We start from the raw sequence: 20,104 nt of genomic DNA, 5'->3' as shown, positions 1-20,104 counted from the left end.
CGGAGGACCGGTCATGGCGCAACGCAAGAAAGGGCAGGCCCGGTCGAGCGCCGTCGACGACGCGACCGGCGTGGGCGCCGCCTCGGGCGCGCAGGCTGACGCCGAGGCCGATTTACAAGCGGCTTTACAAGCGTCCTCACAAGCGGCTTCGAAGTCCGCTCCGCACCCCGGCGCGCAGCCGCGCGTCTCGCGCTGTGCGAGCGACTCCGATCAATGGGAGACGGTCGCGCTCACGCTGCAAGGCGGCGGCGCGCTCGGCGCGTATCAGGCGGGCGTGTACGAAGGGCTGGTCGAGGCGGGCATCACGCCCAACTGGATCGCGGGCATTTCCATCGGCGCGCTCAATACGGCGCTGATCGCGGGCAACGCGCCCGAGCATCGCGTGGCGCGTTTGCGCGAGTTCTGGGAAACGATCTGCCAGCCCGCCTGGAGTCCGCCGTTGCCGGCTTTCATCGAGCACGCGCTGTTCAATTCCGGCGACGCCGTGCGCAAGAGCTTCACGGCCTTGCAGGCGGCGGGCGCGGTGATCGAAGGGCAGAAGGGTTTCTTCACGCCGCGCTTTCCGCCGCCGCTGCCCACGGCGTCGGGCGAGCCGGGTAAGGCGAGCTACTACGACACCACGCCGCTCAAGGCCACGCTCGAACGGCTCTGCGATTTCGATCGCATCAATTCGCGCGAGACGCGTGTGTCGGTGGGCGCGGTGAACGTGGGCACGGGCAACTTCGTCTACTTCGACAACACGACCACCACGCTGCGCCCCGAGCATTTCATCGCGTCGGGCGCGCTGCCGCCGGGCTTCGCGGCGGTGGAAATCGACGGCGAATATTACTGGGACGGCGGCCTGATGTCGAACACGCCGCTCTACGAGGTCATTCAGACCACGCCGCGGCGCGACACGCTCGCGTTTCAGGTCGATCTGTGGAGCGCGCGCGGTCCGGTGCCCGACAACATCACCGACGTGCAGGGCCGCATGAAGGACATCCAGTATTCGAGCCGCACGCGTCTGGTCACGGACATGCTGCAACGCTCGCAGCGTTTCCGGCATGTGCTGCGCGAGGTGCTGGAGCGTGTCGCGCCCGAACATCGGCAGGATACGTGGGTCGAGCTGGCGGACGAACTCTCGTGCTCGAAGAAGTACAACGTGATCCACCTGATCTACCGGCACAAGGAGTACGAAGGCCACTTCAAGGACTTCCAGTTCGGTATTTCAACGATGCGCGAGCACTGGACGAGCGGCCTGCAGGACATTCGCGCGTCGCTCGCACAGCCGGGCTGGCTCGACAAGCCCGACAACGATTCGGGCTTTGTCACGCACGATATCCATCGCGACATGCGCGGGCACGGCTGAGCGTTTTATCTGCGCGGCGGCGAGCGCAGAAGCTCGCGCCAAAACAAAAGGCGTCCGTTCTTGCGAACGGACGCCTTTTTTATCGCGGCTTCAAGGCGCCGTTCGAAAACGGCGCGTCGAGGCGAATCGCTTACTTCAGCACGGCGGCGACGGCGGTCGCGACGGCGTCGAGGTTGCGCGTGTTCAGCGCGGCCACGCAGATGCGGCCCGTGCTCACGGCGTAGATGCCGAACTCTTCGCGCAGGCGGTCGACTTGCGCCGCCGTCAGGCCCGAGTACGAGAACATGCCGCGCTGCACGTTGATGAAGTTGAAGTCGCGGTCGACGCCGGCAGCCGTCAGGCGCTCGACGAGGCCCGTGCGCATCGCGCGGATGCGGTTGCGCATTTCGCCGAGTTCGGCTTCCCACATGGCGCGCAGGTCGGCCGAGCCGAGCACGGCGGCGACCACCGAACCGCCGTGCGTCGGCGGGTTCGAGTAGTTCGTGCGGATCACGCGCTTCAGTTGCGACAGCACGCGCGTCGATTCTTCCTTGCTGCTCGTGATGATCGACAGCGCGCCGACGCGCTCGCCGTACAGCGAGAACGACTTCGAGAACGACGACGACACGAACACGTTGAGTTCCGAAGCGGCGAACAGGCGCACGACTTCGCCGTCTTCGGTGATGCCGTCACCGAAACCTTGATAGGCGATGTCGAGGAAGGGCACGAGCTCGCGCGCCTTCACGACTTCGATCACCTGCTTCCACTGGTCGATCGTGAGGTCGACGCCGGTCGGGTTGTGGCAGCACGCGTGCAGCACGACGACCGTGCCCGCGGCGTAGCCGTTGAGCGCGCTCAGCATGCCTTCGAAGTTCACGCCGTTGGTCTGCGCGTCGTAGTACGGGTAGGCGATGACTTCGAAGCCCGCGCTTTCGAACAGCGCGCGGTGGTTTTCCCAGCTCGGGTCGCTGATCGCGACCTTGGCGTTGGGGTTCACGCGCTTGAGGAAGTCGGCGCCGATCTTCAGCGCGCCCGTGCCGCCCAGCGCCTGCGCCGTGACGACGCGGCCTGCGGCCAGCAGCGGCGAGTCGTCGCCGAGCAGCAGCTTTTGCACAGCGGCGTCATAGGCGGCGATGCCTTCGATCGGCAGATAGCCGCGCGGCAGGCCGGCTTCCACGCGGGCCTTTTCCGCATCGCGCACCGCGCGCAGCAGCGGAATCTTGCCGTCCTCGTTGGTGTACACGCCCACACCGAGGTTCACCTTGGTCGCGCGCGCATCGGCGTTATAGGCTTCGTTCAGACCCAGGATCGGGTCGCGGGGGGCGAGTTCGACAGCGGAAAAGAGGGACATGATGGTTCGGCAAAAGTGAAGGGAGATGCTCGGTGGACCACACGCTGCCGATATCCGCCGGTGCTTCGGCAAATTCGGGACTTCTCTGGCGCGCTCCTCGCTAGCGACGAGCGCCGGGCAGCCGGCCACGCAACTCGCTATTGTAGCGAATCCTCTGGCCGTATTTCCGCCGACTGCGACGTCAGCGGGGCCATTTCGTGTCGCCGCACCCGCGCTTGCACGTGAATTTGCGCCGCGGCGTGCGGCGCGGCCCTTGTAGCGCGGCGTGCGACGCCCCATCTGCGGTGCTTGCCAGGCTGCGCTTGCACCTTGCCGATGGTGCAGACCGTGCCGGCGGCGATTAACGGTTCCAGACCGCGCGCCGAACCCGCACCGCCTCGCCTGGCGGCCTCCCAGGCTCGCCCCCCGGCAAGATCGGGCGAGACGCTAGAATAGTTGTTTGCTCCGCGCACAGGATGTCACCCATGTCCGACCATTCCGTGGCCGACGCGCCCGCGCTCGACGAGTCGAAATTCGTCCAGTACGAAGGCTCGCCGTTCCAGCTTTATCAGCCGTATCTGCCGGCCGGCGACCAGCCGACGGCCATCGAAACGCTCTGCGAGGGCGTGGGCGACGGTCTCTCGTTCCAGACGCTGCTCGGCGTGACGGGCTCGGGCAAGACCTACACGATGGCGAACACCATCGCGCGCCTCGGCCGTCCGGCCATCGTGTTCGCGCCGAACAAGACGCTCGCCGCGCAGCTCTACGCCGAGTTCCGCGAGTTCTTTCCGCGCAACGCCGTCGAGTATTTCGTCTCGTACTACGACTACTACCAGCCGGAAGCCTATGTGCCGCAGCGCGATCTCTTCATCGAGAAGGATTCGTCGATCAACGAGCACATCGAGCAGATGCGGCTGTCGGCGACCAAGAGCCTGATGGAGCGCCGCGACGTGGTGATCGTCGCGACCGTGTCGGCGATCTACGGTATCGGCAATCCGTCCGAGTACCACAAGATGATTCTCACGCTGCGCCAGGGCGACAAGCTCGGTCAGCGCGACGTCATCGCGCGCCTGATCGCCATGCAGTACAGCCGCAACGAGCAGGATTTCCAGCGCGGCACCTTCCGCGTGCGCGGCGACACCATCGACATCTTCCCGGCCGAGCACGCCGAAATGGCCGTGCGCGTCGAGCTGTTCGACGACGAAGTGGAAACGCTGCAACTGTTCGATCCGCTCACGGGCCGCGTGCGCCAGAAGATTCCGCGCTTCACGGTGTATCCGTCGTCGCACTATGTGACGCCGCGCGAGACCGTGCTGCGCGCCGTCGAAACGATCAAGACCGAATTGCGCGACCGGCTGGAGTTCTTCCACACCGAAGGCAAGCTCGTGGAGGCGCAGCGCCTCGAACAGCGCACGCGCTTCGACCTCGAAATGCTCCAGGAACTGGGCTTCTGCAAGGGCATCGAGAACTATTCGCGGCACTTTTCGGGCGCGCTGCCCGGCGAGCCGCCGCCCACGCTGGTCGACTATCTGCCGTCCGACGCGATGATGTTCCTCGACGAGTCGCACGTGCTGATCGGCCAGTTCAACGGCATGTACAACGGCGACCGCGCGCGTAAGGAAAATCTCGTCGATTACGGTTTCCGTCTGCCGTCGGCGCTCGACAACCGGCCGCTCAAGTTCAACGAGTTCGAGCACAAGATGCGCCAGGTGGTCTTCGTGTCGGCGACGCCTGCCGACTACGAGAAGCGGGTCACGGGCCAGATCGCCGAACAGGTCGTGCGGCCCACGGGTCTCGTCGATCCGGTGATCGAGGTGCGTCCGGCGTCCACCCAGGTCGACGACGTGCTCGGCGAGATCAACGAGCGCGTGGCGGTGGGCGAGCGCGTGCTGGTCACCACGCTGACCAAGCGCATGGCCGAGCAGCTCACCGAATTCCTCGCCGATCACGGCGTGAAGGTGCGCTATCTGCATAGCGACATCGACACGGTCGAGCGCGTGGAAATCATCCGCGACCTGCGTCTGGGCACCTTCGACGTGCTGGTCGGCATCAACCTGCTGCGCGAGGGCCTCGATATTCCCGAGGTTTCGCTCGTGGCGATTCTCGACTCGGACAAGGAAGGCTTCCTGCGCGCCGAGCGCTCGCTGATCCAGACGATCGGCCGCGCGGCGCGCAACGTGAACGGCAAGGCGATTCTCTACGGCGACCGCATCACCGACTCGATGCGCAAGGCCATCGACGAAACCGAGCGCCGCCGCGCCAAGCAGATGGCCTTCAACGAGGAGCACGGCATCGTGCCGCGCGGCGTAGTCAAGCGCATCAAGGACATCATCGACGGCGTCTACAACGTGGACGAAGCGCGCGCCGAGCTGCGCGAGGAGCAGGAGCGCGCGAAGTTCGAGGACATGTCCGAGAAGCAGATCGCCAAGGAAATCAAGAAGCTCGAAAAGCAGATGATGGACTACGCGAAGAACCTCGAATTCGAGAAGGCCGCGCAGACGCGCGACCAACTGGCCGTCCTGCGCCGGCGCGTGTTCGGCGCAAACGTGGACGACCATCCGGCGTGATCGCGATGCGCGCGAAAGCCGGGGGCGCGCGGTGTTTCGAGGCGCGCCTTGTGTTTGGCTTTCGCCGGTCGCGGCACTTTTTAGTGCACGATCCTGCGATTCGCTTTCGCCTCGATAAAACCCGAAAATAGAATCGGAAGCAGCCGTAAGCTTCCGTTAACATAACGCTGCTAAAACCCTGTGGGGATAGGGTTTTCTGGCTTTCACAAATTGTTCCGCACTGTCTTAGGTGTTAAACTCCGCCATTATTGAGAATTGTTCGCATTAACGTTTTCAGGTTGATGCGCGTTGTCGGTTCGGTGGTATCACTCATAAAAAAATCAGGAGTTTCGATGCGGATCCAATCTTTCGTGCGCGGCACCGTCGTCATGGCGGCCGCAGCGGCGGCGTTCTCGGCCCAGGCGGCTGAATACCCGATCGGCAAGCAGGTCATCCAGGGCGGCATGGAAATCGGCGCGGTCTATCTGCAGCCGATCACCATGGAGCCGGAAGGCATGATGCGCAAGGCGTCGGACTCGGATATCCACCTGGAGTCGGACATCCACGCGGTCAAGAACAACCCGACCGGTTTCGCCGAAGGCGACTGGATGCCGTATCTGCAGGTCCACTACGAACTCTCGAAGCCGGGTTCGAGCTATGTGCAGAAGGGCGACCTGATGCCGATGGTCGCCAACGACGGTCCGCACTACGGCGACAACGTCAAGCTCGCCGGTCCCGGCAAGTACCATCTGAAGCTGATCGTCGAGGCGCCGATGCAGACGGGCCACATGGCGTTCGGCCGTCACGTCGACAAGGAAACCGGCGTGGGCGCGTGGTTCAAGCCCATCACGATCGAATACGATTTCCCGTTCGCGGGCATCGGCAAGAAGGGCGGTTACTAAATCCGCATGCGGCCCGCGCGCGCCAGACGCTGCGCGGGCCGCGTCGCGATGCATCCAGCAGGACCCCGAGTCGCGCGCAGCGAATGCGCGCCGCACACGAAGGAGCAGGTAAGACTGATGACTGGAATTCGCAAGTTTGCGGCGCTCGCGCTCAGCGCGTCTTTTGCGGCGTCGCTGGCGGGCGTGGCCACGGTGGCGCACGCCGAGGATCTGCCGACGTTCAAGCTCGAAATGACCGACGGCAAGCTGAATCCCGCGCGCATCGAAGTGCCGGCGGGCAAGCGCATCAAGATCGAGGTGCGTAACACGGGCAAGGGCGCGGCCGAGTTCGAGAGCGTCCAGCTGCGCAAGGAAAAAGTGCTGGCGCCGGGCGCGGATTCGTTCGTCGTGATCGCGCCGCTCGATCCGGGCGAGTACAAGTTTTTCGACGATTTCCATCAGCAGGCGCAGGGCGTGATCGTCGCGAAGTAAGGCGAGCGTCGGGTTCCGACAAGGGCGGCGATCGTCGCGAAGTGAAGAACGTGGCCGGCGCATGAGCCGGCGGCAGGAGGTAAGGAATGGGTCAGGTATTGTTCATCGTCTGGCGCGAGAGCGTGGAAGCGCTGCTCGTGGTCGGCATTCTCTATGCGTGGCTGAAGAACGGCGACGCCGACGCGCGCCGCGGCCTGCCGTATCTGTGGGCCGGCGTGGGTCTGGGCATTCTCGCGGCGATCGCGCTGGGCGCGGCGCTCGTGGGCTTCACCGAAGTGCTCTCGGGCGACGCCCAGGATTACTTCCAGACCGGCATGGTGCTGGTCGCCTGCGTGCTGATCGTGCAGATGGTGCTGTGGATGAAGCAGCACGGCCGCACGCTCAAGCGCGAGATGGAAGAGTCGCTGGAGAAAAGCACGCGCGACGCGAACTGGTGGGGCATCACGGTGCTGGTCGCGCTCGCCATCGCGCGTGAAGGCAGCGAAACGGTGATCTTCCTGTACGGCCTCGGCTTCGGCCAGTCGGGTCACGTCGATCTGAGCCAGTACGTCGCCGTGCTGCTCGGCCTCGGCCTCGCGTTCCTGACGTTCTACATCCTGCAACTGGGCGGCAAGTACTTCTCGTGGCGCTACTTCTTCCGCGTCACCGAGATCATGCTGCTGTTCCTCGGCGCGGGCCTGTTCCAGACGGGCGTCGACAAGCTGATCGACAAGGAAATCCTGCCGACCATCGTCGACCAGGTGTGGAATTCGTCGGCGATCCTCGACGATTCGAGCACCTTCGGTTCGCTCGTCGCGACGCTCACGGGTTATCGTGCGCATCCGGCGCTGATGAACCTGATTGCTTACGCGGCATACTGGCTGGTGGTGTGGTTCCTCGCGCGCCGCGCGAGCGGACGTCACGCCGCCGTGACCAAAAGGAAGGCAGCATGAGTTGTGCATCGGCCCCGCCGCTTCAGAAGCGGGGCAAGCTGGCCCAGGCGGGCCAATGGATGCAACGGCACAGTGCGGTGATCCGCGCTGTGCAGTGGGTCGTCGTCGCCGTTTACGCGTTCCTGATTCTCGTGCCCGCGGTCATCCCGCTGCCCGACGACACGGCGCACCTCTGGAACAACCTCACGCTCGCGGCGCAGTTCGTGTTCTGGGGCATCTGGTGGCCGTTCGTGCTGCTCTCGATGGTGATGCTCGGACGCGTCTGGTGCGGCGTGCTGTGCCCCGAAGGCGCGCTCACCGAGTTCGCCAGCAAGTTCGGGCGCGGCTGGGCGATCCCGCGCTGGATGCGCTGGGGCGGCTGGCCGTTCGTGGCCTTCGGCCTGACCACCATCTACGGCCAGATGGTGAGCGTCTACCAGTACCCGAAGGCGGTGTTGCTGGTGCTGGGAGGATCGACGCTCGGCGCCATGATTATCGGATTCCTGTACGGACGCGAGAAACGCGTCTGGTGCAAATACCTCTGCCCCGTGAACGGGGTTTTTGCGCTTCTGGCGCGCCTCGCGCCGTTCCGCTTCAAGGTCGACGAAGACGCCTGGCGCAACTCGTACACGCACGGCGAGCACGGCGGGCAGCGCGTGATTCCCGTGAACTGCGCGCCGCTCGTGCCCCTGCGCAACATGAAGGGCGCCGCGCAGTGCCATATGTGCGGACGCTGCAGCGGCCACCGCGACGCCATCGCGCTGACGTGGCGCTCGCCCGCGGAAGAAGTGGTCGAACTCGGCGACAGCCAGGCCAGCGGCTGGGACACGGCGCTGATTCTCTACGGCCTGCTCGGCATCGCGATCGGCGCGTTCCACTGGACCGGCTCGCCGTGGTTCATCGACATCAAGCAGTGGCTCGCGGGCTGGCTGATCGACCGCGACATCACCTGGCCGCTCGAAACGAATGCGCCGTGGTTCCTGCTCACGCACTATCCGGCGCAGAACGACGTGTTCTCGTGGCTCGACGGCACCATGATCGTCGGCTACATCATGACGACGGGGCTGATCTACGGCACGGTGCTGTTCGCGATTCTCGCGGCGTCGAGCGCGATGCTCGGCCGCTTCGAGATGCGCCGCCTGCATCACCTCGCACAGTCGCTGATTCCGCTCGCGGGCGCGGGCGTGTTCCTCGGCCTGTCGGCCACGACGCTCTCGCTGCTGCGCGCCGAACACGTGCCGCTCGACTGGGCGACCGAGGTGCGGATCGGCATTCTCGTCATCACGAATCTGTGGAGCGCGTGGCTCGCGTGGCGCGTGACGGGCCGCTACAGCACGCGTTTCTGGCAGCGCGGACTCGCCTTCGTGGGCTTCGCGCTCGCGCTCGCGGTGGTCGACAGTGCGTGGTGGCTGATGTTCTGGGGCTGGACGCGCTGATCGTCGTTCACGGATCGTTCACTAAGCGCTTCATCGCGAGCGGACGCTATATGCGGGATCAGCGTGTCGCGGCGCGCCGCCGGATGTTAATCTCAAAAACCGGGTTGGCCCTTGCCACCCGGTTTTTGACTTTTCGGAGAGACGTATGCGAACGCGAGCAGTTCTGACCGAAGAAGATGTGACGAAGGTGGCCGATGCGGCCGCCGCGCACGCCCGTGCGAACGAATGGAACGTGACGATCGCGATCGTCGACGACGGCGGGCATCTGCTGTTCTTGCGCCGCCTCGACGGCGCGCCGCCGATCAGCGCGGAGATGGCGCCCGGCAAGGCGCGCACGGCGGCGCTCGGACGTCGCGAAAGCCGGCTCTACGAGGAGGCGATCCGCCAGGGCCGCACGGCGTTCCTGAGCGCGCCGATGACGGCGATGCTGGAGGGCGGGGTGCCGATCGTCGTGAACGGCGATGTGATCGGCGCGGTGGGCGTGTCGGGCGTGAAGTCCGATCAGGATGCGGAGATCGCGCGCGCCGGTATCGCGGCGCTCGGCATCGAGTAGATTCGGTCGTCTTACGTCCGAATACGCTTAGGGATGCTCATCGATTGCCCGGAGTGATCCGGCAATCCCGAGCAAACCGCCAGGGTTTACGCGCGGCGACGCGGAGCTGTGGTTATAATCGCGGCTCACGCATCGCTGCTGTATCGAGCAGCACAGTCGAACAAGACGGCGAGCGTTGGCTGCCATCCCCAGGCGGCACACAAAAAATACCCCATAGCAATGACAAACGCCGCGGACATTGCCGCGGCGCTCGCCTCGGGCGGGCACGCTTCGCGCGCCGCTCCGTCATCACAGGTGAGAACAAAAAAATGGCTTGGCTTGCTGTGACGGCTGGCTTGAAGGATGTCTGCACGAAGGGGTCTAGATCTCGCGTGCAAGCCGTCGTTGCTGGCTACTGCCCAACGCCTCTCGATGGAGGCGGTCCCCACAATACTCGGTACTACAACAAACTCGTCTGCCTCACTTGGTGAGAATCAGCTTGCCCAGACGCGTGGCGCGCAGCTGATACGTCTCGCCGTTGTGCAGGATGCTCACGTGGCTGCGGCCTTGCAGCAGGGCCGTGCTGTCGAGCGTCCGCTCGCTGCTGGCGGGTGCTGCCGTGCTGGCGGTGTCGGCGCTCTTGCGGGCGGCAGCGGCGACGGTGACGGGTTTCGCGGGTCGCGAGCCGGTCAGCGCGGAACCGTTGCGGCGCAGGCTGAGTGTCGATGAGCGGTTGAATTCAGTCATGAACGTGACGTCTTGTGCGTGTCTCGATTCGATGGATGAATTCTAAATGATAATCGTTCCTATTTTCAACTGCGATAAATTCATCGGATTCGTGCGTCGATAGCTTTATGCGTGTCGCGTGAAAAATAGCTTACAAATCAAGCCTGACGCGGCCCGGTACAAGCTCGGTGCGCGCGCGGTTTTACCCGCGCGCGTGCCTCCAAACCTCAATGCAGCGGCGCGTCCAGCTCGCCGGGCATGCCCTGCACGTACTGGCGGATCAGCCGCACGGTGTCGATATCCGACTCGCGATACGCCGACTTCACGATCTCCGAGGTCTGACGATCGTCTTCGTTCTCGGCGGTCGGCAGGGTGGTGCGGTACTCGAAGCGCAGGAACAGCTGCGCCTCCTCCGGTTCCTCGATCGTCATCGTCAGCGAGCCGCCGACGTGCTCGGCCGTCGGCAGGATGTCGTAGCGCACGCTCTCGTTGAGCGTGAACGTCACGCGGTCGCGCACCGTGGCCTGGCCGTAATGCAGCTCGCGCTCCATGGTGTTCGCCTCGTGCGAGAGGATCGTGCAGCCGTCGAGGCCGATCACGAACAACTGCGGCTGCTCCGCGCGCAGCACGAGGCCTTCCCAGAGCTGTTCGCGCGTCATGGGCAGGACGAGCGGGTTCTGCGGGTCGTTGATCTGGATAAGGTGTTCGAAATTCAAGGCTACGTCCTGTGTGTCTATGTCCGTGCGCCGGGCGCGCCGTCTTCAGGCGACGACGAGACCCGAGCGGATCGTGATCGTATTCGTGAGCACTTTATGTACCGGGCACGCGTTCGCGATCTGCAGGAGGCGCTCGCGCTGGTCCTCCGAGAGATTGCCTTCGAGCGCGATCTGGCGGTCGATCGTGGTGCCCGCACTGCCGGTTTCCATCGAGAGCTTCACGCGCACGCCGTCGAGCGGCCATTCCTTGCGCTGCGCGTACATCTTCAGCGTGATCGACGTGCAGGCGCCCAGGCTCGATAGCAGCAGCGAGAAGGGCGTGGGCCCGCGGTCGCCGCCGCCGAGCGAGGCCGGTTCGTCGGCGATCCAGGTGTGGGTGCCGTCGTCGAACTGGACTTGGTAGTTGGTCGAGCCGATGTGTGCGGTGACTACGGAATCGCTCATGCGCTTCTCGCTAACGGAACGGTTGAACGGAGAGTGGCCGCGGCGCCCGCGATGCAGCGGGCGGGGTGCGGCCAGTGAACGCTTATTGTGACAAAAAGCGGCGCTACGCGCCGCTGGGGGCTTTCGCCCCCCGTCCCCCGGGTGCTTTCGTCTCCCCAGTGCTTCCCCCCCCTTTGGGGGGGGGGCTAGGGGGGGCTCAGTGCGTAATACGACCCATACGACCAGCCTGATAGTCAAGCACCGCCTGGCGGATCTCGTTTTCGGTGTTCATCACGAACGGGCCGTAGCGCACCACCGGCTCGTTGAGCGGCAGGCCGCCGATCAGCAGCACTTCGACCGGCTCCGTCGCGTCGGCGGGCGCGGCGATCGTCACCGTTTCGCCGTCGCCGGCGAAAGCCACCATGTTCTGCGCGTCGATCGCCTCGGCGTGATCGCCATACAGCGCCTTGCCCGCGAGACCGTAAGCGAACACGTTCCACGCGTGCGGCACCGGCTGCTCGACGCGCGCGCCGGGCGCGAGCGTGAAGTGCAGATAGAGGATCGGCGTGCGCGTCTCGATCGCCGCCTGCGCGCCGAGCGATTCGCCCGCGATCACCTTGACCGTGGCCTTGCCGTCCGCCGAGCGTCCCTGCGGAATGCTCGCGTGCGGCATCTCCTGATAGCGCGGCGCGATCATCTTGTCGCGCGCAGGCAGGTTCACCCACAGCTGCAGGCCGTGCATGCGGCCGCCCGTGCGCGTGAACTCGGGGTCGGGCATCTCGCTGTGGATCACGCCCGCGCCCGCCGTCATCCATTGCACGTCGCCGGGGTTCAGCGTGCCCGACTGGCCCGACGAGTCCTTATGGCCGAAGCGGCCCGCGAGCATGTACGTGACCGTCTCGAAGCCGCGATGCGGATGGTCGGGCGCGCCCTTGGCGGCGCCGGGCGCGTAGTCGGTCGGGCCCATTTCGTCGAGCAGCAGAAACGGGTCGAAATCCATCAACTGACGGGTGGGGAACGGGCGGTGGACGATGAATCCTCCGCCCTCGGTGGTGCGAACAGCAGGAAAGACGCGTTCGATCGAGCGGATGGCCGGCATGGATATCACCTCGGAAAAATGGGAATTGCGCGATATGCGAAACAAACCGCTATTATAGGTAGCCGATTTGGCCTGTTTGACCGCCTGATCGCAATGGATTGTCCCATCGCTGGAACGACGACATGAAAATCGATTCGCACAACCTGAACGACCTGATGTACTTCTCGCAGGTGGTGGAGCACGGCGGATTCTCGGCGGCCGAACGGGTGCTCGGCATCTCGAAGTCGCGGCTGTCGCGGCGCGTGAGCGAGCTGGAGTCGTCGCTCGGCGTGCGTCTGTTGCAACGCTCCACACGCAAGCTCGCGCTCACCGAGGCGGGCGAGCTGTTCTACCAGCACTGCCGCGCCATGCTCGCCGAGGCGCAGGCCGCCGTGAACGTGGTGCAGTCGCTGCGTTCCTCGCCGCGCGGCACGGTGCGCGTGAGCGTGCCGGTCACGCTGTCGCAGACCATCTTTTCGCAGATCATCCCCGAATTCATGCATCGCTATCCCGAAGTGCGGGTGGTGATGCGCGTGACGAATCGCGTAATCGATCTGTTCGAGGACTCCGTCGATATCGCCTTGCGCGTGCGCTCGGAGCCGCCGCAGAACGCCAATATCGTCGTGCGTCCGCTGTGGCGCACCGAGCAGATGCTGGTGGGCGCGCCGAGCCTGCTCGCGCAGAACGCGCCGCCGCTCACGCCCGACGATCTGTCCCGCTTCGAGACGCTCGACACGCCCACGGGCGACGGCCGCCACGTCTTTCAGCTGATCGCGCCGGACGGCACGCGCCACGCGCACGAACACGAGCCGCGCCTCATCAGCGCCGACCTCACGACGATCCGCGAGGCTGCGTTGCAGGGCCTCGGTATCGCCGCGATGCCGGAGATGATGTACGGCGCCGCGCTGCGCTCGGGCAAGCTTTCGCCGGTGATGCCGGGCTGGACGCTGCCGGTGCCGCAGCTCTATGCGGTGTTTCTCTCGCGTCAGGGCATGGTGCCCGCCGTGCGCGCGTTCGTCGATTACCTCGTCGAAGTGCTCGACGCCGACAAGGGTCTTCAGCAGGAATGTCCGCTTCGCAGCGAGATCGCCGCGCTTGCCGCACAGAACCAGGCGCAGGGCAATCAGGGACCCAGCAGTTCGCTTTCGACGGGCGGCCGGCCGCGCACGAAGTCGCCGAGCAATATCGAAACGGCTTGAGTCGAAACGGCTTGCGTCGCGTTGCGGGTCAACGCGCTCGAAGCTTTGCGAACATCCGCGCGCGCGTGTCACGTCTTTGCCTTTTGGCATTTAAGCGCGGCCGGCAATCGTTACTTTCAATGGCCGAACTATTGAACGTGTGCGGCGGGAGGCATATATTGAAGCCGTCTCGCCAAGCACCGGTCTTGAGCGGGATTAGATGGCCGCTATCATAGTGGGCCTTCAGGGCTGAAAGCGCAGTCCGTGTCGACCACGGCAGTCGCATGTGCCGATGTGAACCGATCGATTGTCGGGGAGTGTCGCCACCGCCCGAATGCGCTGCGTGCGCACGAAAAAAGGCCTTCATCTGACGATGAAGGCCTTTTACTTTTGGGCCCTGAAAACAAGGCCTGAAAACAAAAACGCGCGGCGATGAGCGCCGCGCGTTTTATCCCGCGTTTGACGTGCGGATCAACGCATCAGTGATGCGCCGGATCGGTCACGAAACCGAGCTTCGTCAGACCGCCGCTCTGCGCGGCCGACATCACCTGGGCAACCTTTTCGTATTGCACCTTGCGGTCGGCGTTCAGATGCAGTTCGGGCTGCGGCTGCTGCTGCGCGGCCGCCGCGATCTTCGCCGTGAGCTGATCGTCGTTGACGGCGTCGCCGTCCCACAGCACCGTGCCGTCCGCTTCGATCGATACGTTGATCTGCGCGGGCTTGCTGTCTTCCTTCACGCTGCTCGCGTGGGGCAGGTCGATCTTCACGGCGTGGCGGATCACGGGGATCGTCACCATGAAAACAATCAGCAGAACCAGCATGACGTCGACGAGCGGCGTCATGTTGATCTCGTTCATCAGGCCATCGTCGTCATCGCTGGCAAAGGGGCTCATCGCCATGTTTGCTTGCCTCCGCGAATTAGTGGCTGCGTGCGGCGACGCGCAGGTTGCCGTTCTTCGCCGTGGTCGACGACAGACGCGCGCCCGTCACGAAGAACGCGTGCAGGCCGTGCGCGAAGCGGTTGAGCTTCGTCACGATCGACTTGTTGGCGCGCGTGAGCGCGTTGTAGCCGAGCACTGCCGGAATCGCCACGAACAGGCCGAACGCCGTCATGATGAGCGCTTCGCCGACCGGACCCGCGACCGCGTCGATCGAGGTCTGGCCCGTCGCGCCGATCGAGAGCAGGGCGTGATAGATGCCCCACACCGTGCCGAACAGACCGACGAACGGCGCCGTGCTGCCGATCGAGGCCAGGATCGCGAGACCGCTTTGCATCTTCGCGACCGACTCGTCCATCGTGTCCTTCAGGCAGCGCGTGACCCAGTCCGACACGTCCATGCGGTCGTGCAGATGCGGCTGCGTCTGGTGATGGTGATCGGCGGCTTCCTGGCCCGAGAGCGCGAGCGCGAGGAACGGATTGTCCTCAGGCGTGCCGGTGCCGAGCTTCTTGACGCCGTCGGCGAGGTCGTCCGAGTGCCAGAACTGCTGTTCGGCGTTCTTCGTGAGGCGCTTGAGGCGCGCGACGTTCCAGCCCTTGATGACGATCACGCACCACGACAGCACCGACATGATCAACAGCGCGAGCGCGATGCCGCGTGTGACGAAATCCCCTTGCGCCCAAACGTGGGCGATACCGTAGCTCTGCATGCTTTTTTCCTTGATTCGATGCGTTAAACGTTGTGATTCTCATTCAGACGGATGGCGCTGCCGTTACACCGGGCGTCGTCAATCGTCGAGGGTGAAACCGAAAGGCTGCGTGTAGGCGGCGCGCACGGGCTGGCCGTCCTCCAGGTACGGCTTGCACGAGCTGTCGCGCATCGCGCCCATCGCGGCGTCGTCGAGACGGCTGTAGCCGCTGCTCTTCTTCAGCTCGATATTCTCGATCTTTCCGGTCAGGCCCACCACGAAGTGGACATAGGCGGTGCCGGTTTCGCCGCGGCGGCGCGACAGCGTCGGGTAGTCGGGCTTGACGATGTTGCACTCCAGGTGCGACACGTTTTTCGGCGCCGTCAGGGCCATGGTCGGCTTGCCGACCGCGGGTGCGGCCTGGGCGGCCGGAGCCGGCGGCGTGGGCGCGGGCGGAGCCGGCTGCGACGGAGCGGGCGTTTCCACGACGTGCTGCGAAGGCGAGTCGGCGACCGGTAGCGGCGGGGTGGGCGTGGGTTTCGGCTTGGGCTGGACCTTGGGCTTTTCGTGCTTGACCGGTACCGGTTTGGGCGGTGGCGGCGTGGGCGTGGACTGGATCGCGGCGGGCGCGGCGACCGGTTCGGGCTTGAGCAGCTCGGCCGTGATCGTCTGCGATTCGAGGGCGACCGGCGTGACGGCGTCGCGTTTCATGAGCACGACGGCGATGAGCGCGGCGTGGAGCGCGATGACGATCGCGCTCGCCGTCACGACTCGGCGGTTCGTGCGGACGGCGGGAAACGAGAACGCGCTAGCGGTGGTTTGGGTAGCCTGCATATTAGCGTTGCCGCCCGGATAACGACGGCGCGCAGGCTGGGCAACGCGTCGCTACAGGCAGCTTTATGGGCGAAAAATCAACAGCGAGATGCACACGGTGGTCACGAATCCGATCAGCAATTCCATAGCGGGCATCCTCCGGGAAAAAGGAAACAGGCGCTAGCTGGCTGGTCAAGAAACTGGCTTGCTGTCGGCGGTAAAGCGCTCGGCTAGCGAGCGGTGAAGCACGGCGCGCGGGAGCTGCGAACGCGCGCCGGAAACTCGGTGCAAGCGCCGGTTCAGGCCGCCTTGCGCTCGTAGAACGTCATCGGCACCACGTGCGGGACGACAGCCACTTGCGGGCGGGTCACGCCGCAGCGGCTCGCACAGACGCCGCTTTGCGCCATCACGTCGCGAACGGATTCTTCGCACTTGCCGCAGCAGGTCGCGACGCCAAGCTCGAATTGCAGCTCGTCGAAAGAGTCCATGCCCTCGGCGATCGAGGCACGAATCGTCCGGTCGGAGACGGACTTGCACACGCAGACAATCATGATGGAGCGCAATAGAGAGAGTTAATGCGAATTATTATCATTATGTTTGGACCATTTGGCAAGCATGCGCAGGGAATTTTTGTAACGAAACTCGGGGCTTAGCAGAGAAATTGCTGTTTGAGATCAAGGGGTGGGATCGGGGCGGGGTGCGGCGAATCGGGGCGCGATGTGGGCCGCCGAGAGGGCCGATAGCGCGAAAGCCCCGCTGGATGGGCGTCGCGGGATGGGGACGTGAGCGCCGGTCGAGCGCGTGCGCGGAGACGGGCTGCGAGAAAAAGGGGCGCGAGCGACGTAGCGCGCGTGGCGAAAAATCGCCGAGCGACCCTGACGCCGATGGGGAGATTAGAGCGAGGCGAGTTCGCGCGTGCGGCGCGACGGAATGCTCACGCGTTCCACCTGCGCCTCGATGCCGAGCAGCGCCGCCGCGAGCGTGCGCAGATGCGCGCCGTCGCTGGTCGAGCAAAAGCGCGCCTCGGGGCTTTCGGAACCGGACGCCAGCGCGTCGGCGCGCAGGCCGTGCTGATCGAGCACGCGTTCGAGCTGACGCGCGATGGCGACGCTCGTATCAACGAGCGTCATCCGTTCGCCGACGATCGAGCGGATCGCGGCATCGAGAAAAGGGTAGTGCGTGCAGCCGAGCACGAGCGTGTCCGCGCCCGCATCGAGCATGGGCTCGACATAGCCGCGCAGCAGTTGCACCAGTTCGGGCGAGTCGACGTCGCAACGCTCGACCGCTTCCACCAGACCGTGGCCCGGCTGGCTCAGCACGCGCAGATCGGCGGCATGACGTTCGACCAGCGCCTGGAAACGCGCGCTGCGCAAGGTGACCTGGGTGGCGAGCACGCCCGCGACGCGCGAGCGCGACAGCAGCGCGGCGGGCTTGATGCCCGGCTCGACGCCCACGAGCGGAATCGGCAGACGCGCGCGCACGAATTCGATGGATTGCGCCGTGGCCGTGTTGCAGGCCACCACGAGCGCCTTGGCTCCCTGCGCCACCAGCCATTCGCCGATCGCGAGCGTGCGGTCGGCGATGAAGTCGTCGTCGCGCTGGCCGTAGGGCGCATAGCGCGAGTCGGCCACATAGACGAGCCGTTCGGCGGGCAGCAGCGCGCGCACGGCGCGCAGCACCGAGAGGCCGCCCAGACCGGAATCGAAGATGCCGATGGGCGCGGCGCGAGTGGAAGCCGGAAGGTTCAAGTGCGTCGGGAAAGCGGAAAAGAATCAGGGCTCGCGGACGGCGTGACTATATAGAGAAGCTAGAGAAGCCACGCCGCGCTCGGGGCCGCACCCGCAATCGCTGCGGATGCGCCGCGTGAGCCCGGGCGATCAGGATTCTACCGAACCCATCATCGTTTGCTGATAGTTCTGGAGGCCGACCTTGTCGATCAGGTCGATCTGCGTTTCGAGCCAGTCGATATGTTCTTCGGTGTCGTCGAGAATCTTCGTAAAGATTTCACGCGAAATAAAGTCACGCACCGATTCGCAATAAGCGATGGCTTCCTTACACGTGGATTGCGAAATCTGTTCGAGCTTCAGATCGCATTCGAGGATTTCCTTGGTCTCTTCGCCGATCAGCAGCTTATGCAGATCCTGGAGATTAGGCAGGCCGTCGAGCATGAAAATGCGTTCGATAAGCCAGTCGGCGTGCTTCATTTCGCCGATCGATTCGTCATATTCATGCTTGCCAAGTTTCTCGAGCCCCCAGTGCTTGTACATGCGCGCATGCAGAAAATACTGGTTGATCGCGGTGAGCTCATTCTTGAGTTGCGCGTTCAAATACTCGATGACTTTTTTGTCGCCTTGCATGATCTTTCCTTCCTTGTGGGGCGTGGGTTTTCAAACACTGGTTCGAACAATAAACGCTCAATTCGCAAATGCCAAGGCCGAATCCCGGCTGAAATCAAACACTTGCACGTGCTGAGAATTAATCTCGTTACGTTTTGCGTTTTCCAAAACAAAAACCGGGGCGTAAGCCCCGGTTTTTAGATTTCGGTGTGAAACCGAATCATACACATCATGCGGTCGCGACGGGGATTTTCCCGATCTTCGCCTGCCATTCGGCCGGGCCGGTCTTGTGAACCGAGGTACCCGACGAATCGACGGCGACCGTCACCGGCATGTCGAACACGTCGAATTCGTAGATGGCTTCCATGCCGAGGTCTTCGAACGCGACGACCTTCGAGCCGCGGATCGCCTTCGACACGAGGTAGGCGGCGCCGCCCACGGCCATCAGGTACGCAGCCTTGTGCTTCTGGATCGCCTCGATCGCGACCGGACCGCGCTCGGCCTTGCCCACCATCGAGATGAGGCCCGTTTGCGAGAGCATCAGTTCGGTGAACTTGTCCATGCGCGTGGCCGTCGTGGGACCTGCCGGGCCGACGACTTCGTCGCGCACCGGATCGACCGGGCCGACGTAATAGATCACGCGGTTCTTGAAATCGACCGGCAGCTTTTCGCCCTTGGCGAGCATGTCGGCGATGCGCTTGTGCGCCGCGTCGCGGCCCGTGAGCATCTTGCCCGACAGCAGCAGCGTCTGGCCCGGCGTCCACGAAGCCACTTCTTCCGGCGTGAGCGTGTTCAGGTCGACGCGCTTGCTGGTTTCCGTGTTCGGTTCCCAGTTGACCTTCGGCCATGCGTCGAGCGAGGGCGCTTCGAGCTTCGCGGGACCCGAGCCGTCGAGCACGAAGTGCGCGTGGCGCGTGGCGGCGCAGTTCGGGATCATCGCGACCGGCTTCGAGGCCGCGTGCGTCGGTGCAGCGTGAATCTTCACGTCGAGCACGGTGGCGAGACCGCCCAGACCCTGCGCGCCGATGCCGAGCGCGTTGACCTTTTCGTGCAGTTCGACGCGCAGTTCTTCGATCCAGTCCTTCGGACCGCGCTTGATGATGTCCTGAATGTCGATGGACTCCATCAGCGATTCCTTCGCCATCAGCATCGCCTTTTCAGCGGTGCCGCCGATGCCGATGCCGAGCATGCCCGGCGGGCACCAGCCCGCGCCCATCGTCGGCACGGTCTTGAGCACCCAGTCGACGATCGAGTCGGACGGGTTGAGCATGACGAACTTCGACTTGTTTTCCGAGCCGCCGCCCTTGGCCGCGACCTGCACGTCGACCTTGTCGCCCGGCACGATCTCGTAGTGGATCACGGCCGGCGTGTTGTCCTTCGTGTTCTTGCGACCGCCTTCGGGCGGCGACACGATCGACGCGCGCAGCACGTTGTCCGGGTTCAGGTAACCGCGGCGCACGCCTTCGTTGATCATGTCGGTGACGCCCATCGTCGCGCCATCCCAGCGCACGTCCATGCCGACCTTCACGAAGATCGTGACGATGCCGGTGTCCTGGCAGATCGGGCGGCGGCCTTCGGCGCACATGCGGCTGTTGGTGAGGATTTGCGCGATCGCGTCCTTCGCTGCCGGGCTCTCTTCGAGCTCGTAGGCGCGGCCGAGCGCTTCGATGTAATCCTGCGGATGGTAGTAGCTGATGTACTGGAGCGAATCCGCGATGCTCTGGATCAGGTCTTCCTGCTTGATGACGGTCAT

General features: G+C 64.5%; 20 protein-coding genes. 8 read left to right on the top strand and 12 right to left on the bottom strand.

The window, feature by feature from the left end; genetic code table 11:
* Positions 1-13 precede the first annotated feature (13 nt).
* Positions 14-1,348 (top strand): patatin-like phospholipase family protein, encoded by a 1,335-nt coding sequence (locus U4Y88_RS07075; protein ID WP_321783149.1) that lies wholly within the window; start codon positions 14-16, stop codon positions 1,346-1,348.
* A gap of 130 nt (positions 1,349-1,478) precedes the next feature.
* On the opposite strand, the gene U4Y88_RS07070 is transcribed toward U4Y88_RS07075, so the two are convergent.
* Positions 1,479-2,678, bottom strand: a complete 1,200-nt coding sequence (locus U4Y88_RS07070; RefSeq protein ID WP_310634314.1) for an amino acid aminotransferase — start codon at positions 2,676-2,678, stop codon at positions 1,479-1,481.
* 464 nt (positions 2,679-3,142) lie between these two features.
* Here U4Y88_RS07070 and uvrB point away from each other — a divergent pair, with 464 nt between their 5' ends.
* The 6 genes from uvrB to U4Y88_RS07040 all read left to right on the top strand — a co-directional run bounded on the left by uvrB (position 3,143) and on the right by U4Y88_RS07040 (position 9,476).
* Positions 3,143-5,224, top strand: coding sequence for an excinuclease ABC subunit UvrB (gene uvrB / locus U4Y88_RS07065; RefSeq protein WP_224017925.1), 2,082 nt, complete (start codon positions 3,143-3,145; stop codon positions 5,222-5,224).
* Positions 5,225-5,556: 332 nt separating this feature from the next.
* Positions 5,557-6,105: an iron transporter gene (locus U4Y88_RS07060; RefSeq protein WP_224017923.1), complete on the top strand. Its 549-nt coding sequence runs from the start codon at positions 5,557-5,559 to the stop codon at positions 6,103-6,105.
* 117 nt (positions 6,106-6,222) lie between these two features.
* On the top strand, positions 6,223-6,576 hold the full coding sequence (locus tag U4Y88_RS07055; protein ID WP_065061371.1) for a cupredoxin domain-containing protein: 354 nt from the start codon (positions 6,223-6,225) through the stop codon (positions 6,574-6,576).
* Positions 6,577-6,662: 86 nt separating this feature from the next.
* Positions 6,663-7,508 carry an FTR1 family iron permease gene (locus U4Y88_RS07050; RefSeq protein ID WP_224017920.1) on the top strand — a complete coding sequence of 282 codons (846 nt, stop codon included), beginning with the start codon at positions 6,663-6,665 and terminating at the stop codon, positions 7,506-7,508.
* Complete coding sequence (locus U4Y88_RS07045) at positions 7,505-8,923, top strand: 4Fe-4S binding protein (RefSeq protein WP_224017918.1); 1,419 nt, start codon at positions 7,505-7,507, stop codon at positions 8,921-8,923. The genes U4Y88_RS07050 and U4Y88_RS07045 overlap by 4 nt, the downstream gene beginning before the upstream one ends.
* Before the next feature lie 145 nt (positions 8,924-9,068).
* Entirely contained in the window at positions 9,069-9,476 is a 408-nt protein-coding gene (locus U4Y88_RS07040; protein ID WP_224017916.1) for a GlcG/HbpS family heme-binding protein, read from the top strand.
* Between the two features lie 459 nt (positions 9,477-9,935).
* On the opposite strand, the gene hemP is transcribed toward U4Y88_RS07040, so the two are convergent.
* The 4 genes from hemP to U4Y88_RS07020 all read right to left on the bottom strand — a co-directional run bounded on the left by hemP (position 9,936) and on the right by U4Y88_RS07020 (position 12,419).
* A complete protein-coding gene (gene hemP / locus U4Y88_RS07035; protein WP_224017914.1) occupies positions 9,936-10,202 on the bottom strand; it encodes a hemin uptake protein HemP in 267 nt (88 codons plus the stop codon).
* A gap of 206 nt (positions 10,203-10,408) precedes the next feature.
* Entirely contained in the window at positions 10,409-10,897 is a 489-nt protein-coding gene (locus tag U4Y88_RS07030; RefSeq protein WP_224017912.1) for an SRPBCC family protein, read from the bottom strand.
* Between the two features lie 45 nt (positions 10,898-10,942).
* A complete protein-coding gene (locus U4Y88_RS07025) occupies positions 10,943-11,341 on the bottom strand; it encodes an OsmC family protein (protein WP_224017910.1) in 399 nt (132 codons plus the stop codon).
* 196 nt (positions 11,342-11,537) lie between these two features.
* On the bottom strand, positions 11,538-12,419 hold the full coding sequence (locus tag U4Y88_RS07020) for a pirin family protein (protein WP_310634311.1): 882 nt from the start codon (positions 12,417-12,419) through the stop codon (positions 11,538-11,540).
* A gap of 122 nt (positions 12,420-12,541) precedes the next feature.
* On the opposite strand from U4Y88_RS07020, the gene U4Y88_RS07015 reads away from it, so the two are divergent.
* Complete coding sequence (locus U4Y88_RS07015; RefSeq protein WP_321783148.1) at positions 12,542-13,597, top strand: LysR family transcriptional regulator; 1,056 nt, start codon at positions 12,542-12,544, stop codon at positions 13,595-13,597.
* 458 nt (positions 13,598-14,055) lie between these two features.
* On the opposite strand, the gene U4Y88_RS07010 is transcribed toward U4Y88_RS07015, so the two are convergent.
* From U4Y88_RS07010 to U4Y88_RS06980, 7 genes are all read right to left on the bottom strand, one after another.
* Positions 14,056-14,475 carry an ExbD/TolR family protein gene (locus tag U4Y88_RS07010; protein WP_224017905.1) on the bottom strand — a complete coding sequence of 140 codons (420 nt, stop codon included), beginning with the start codon at positions 14,473-14,475 and terminating at the stop codon, positions 14,056-14,058.
* Positions 14,476-14,494: 19 nt separating this feature from the next.
* Positions 14,495-15,223, bottom strand: a complete 729-nt coding sequence (locus U4Y88_RS07005) for a MotA/TolQ/ExbB proton channel family protein (RefSeq protein WP_224017904.1) — start codon at positions 15,221-15,223, stop codon at positions 14,495-14,497.
* Between the two features lie 78 nt (positions 15,224-15,301).
* The gene (locus U4Y88_RS07000; RefSeq protein ID WP_310634308.1) at positions 15,302-16,036 is read right to left on the bottom strand and encodes an energy transducer TonB; all 735 of its coding nucleotides are present in this window, start codon (positions 16,034-16,036) and stop codon (positions 15,302-15,304) included.
* Between the two features lie 278 nt (positions 16,037-16,314).
* Complete coding sequence (locus U4Y88_RS06995; RefSeq protein WP_065061382.1) at positions 16,315-16,566, bottom strand: bacterioferritin-associated ferredoxin; 252 nt, start codon at positions 16,564-16,566, stop codon at positions 16,315-16,317.
* A 342-nt stretch (positions 16,567-16,908) separates the two neighbouring features.
* On the bottom strand, positions 16,909-17,763 hold the full coding sequence (gene murI / locus U4Y88_RS06990) for a glutamate racemase (RefSeq protein ID WP_321783146.1): 855 nt from the start codon (positions 17,761-17,763) through the stop codon (positions 16,909-16,911).
* Between the two features lie 129 nt (positions 17,764-17,892).
* On the bottom strand, positions 17,893-18,372 hold the full coding sequence (bfr, locus tag U4Y88_RS06985; RefSeq protein WP_074986406.1) for a bacterioferritin: 480 nt from the start codon (positions 18,370-18,372) through the stop codon (positions 17,893-17,895).
* 208 nt (positions 18,373-18,580) lie between these two features.
* On the bottom strand, positions 18,581-20,104 hold the full coding sequence (locus tag U4Y88_RS06980) for a fumarate hydratase (RefSeq protein ID WP_224017898.1): 1,524 nt from the start codon (positions 20,102-20,104) through the stop codon (positions 18,581-18,583).

Source organism: Paraburkholderia sp. J94, from assembly GCF_905220285.1.
Taxonomy (GTDB): Bacteria; Pseudomonadota; Gammaproteobacteria; order Burkholderiales; family Burkholderiaceae; genus Paraburkholderia; species Paraburkholderia tropica_A.
This window is presented reverse-complemented; position numbering and strand designations above follow the sequence as displayed.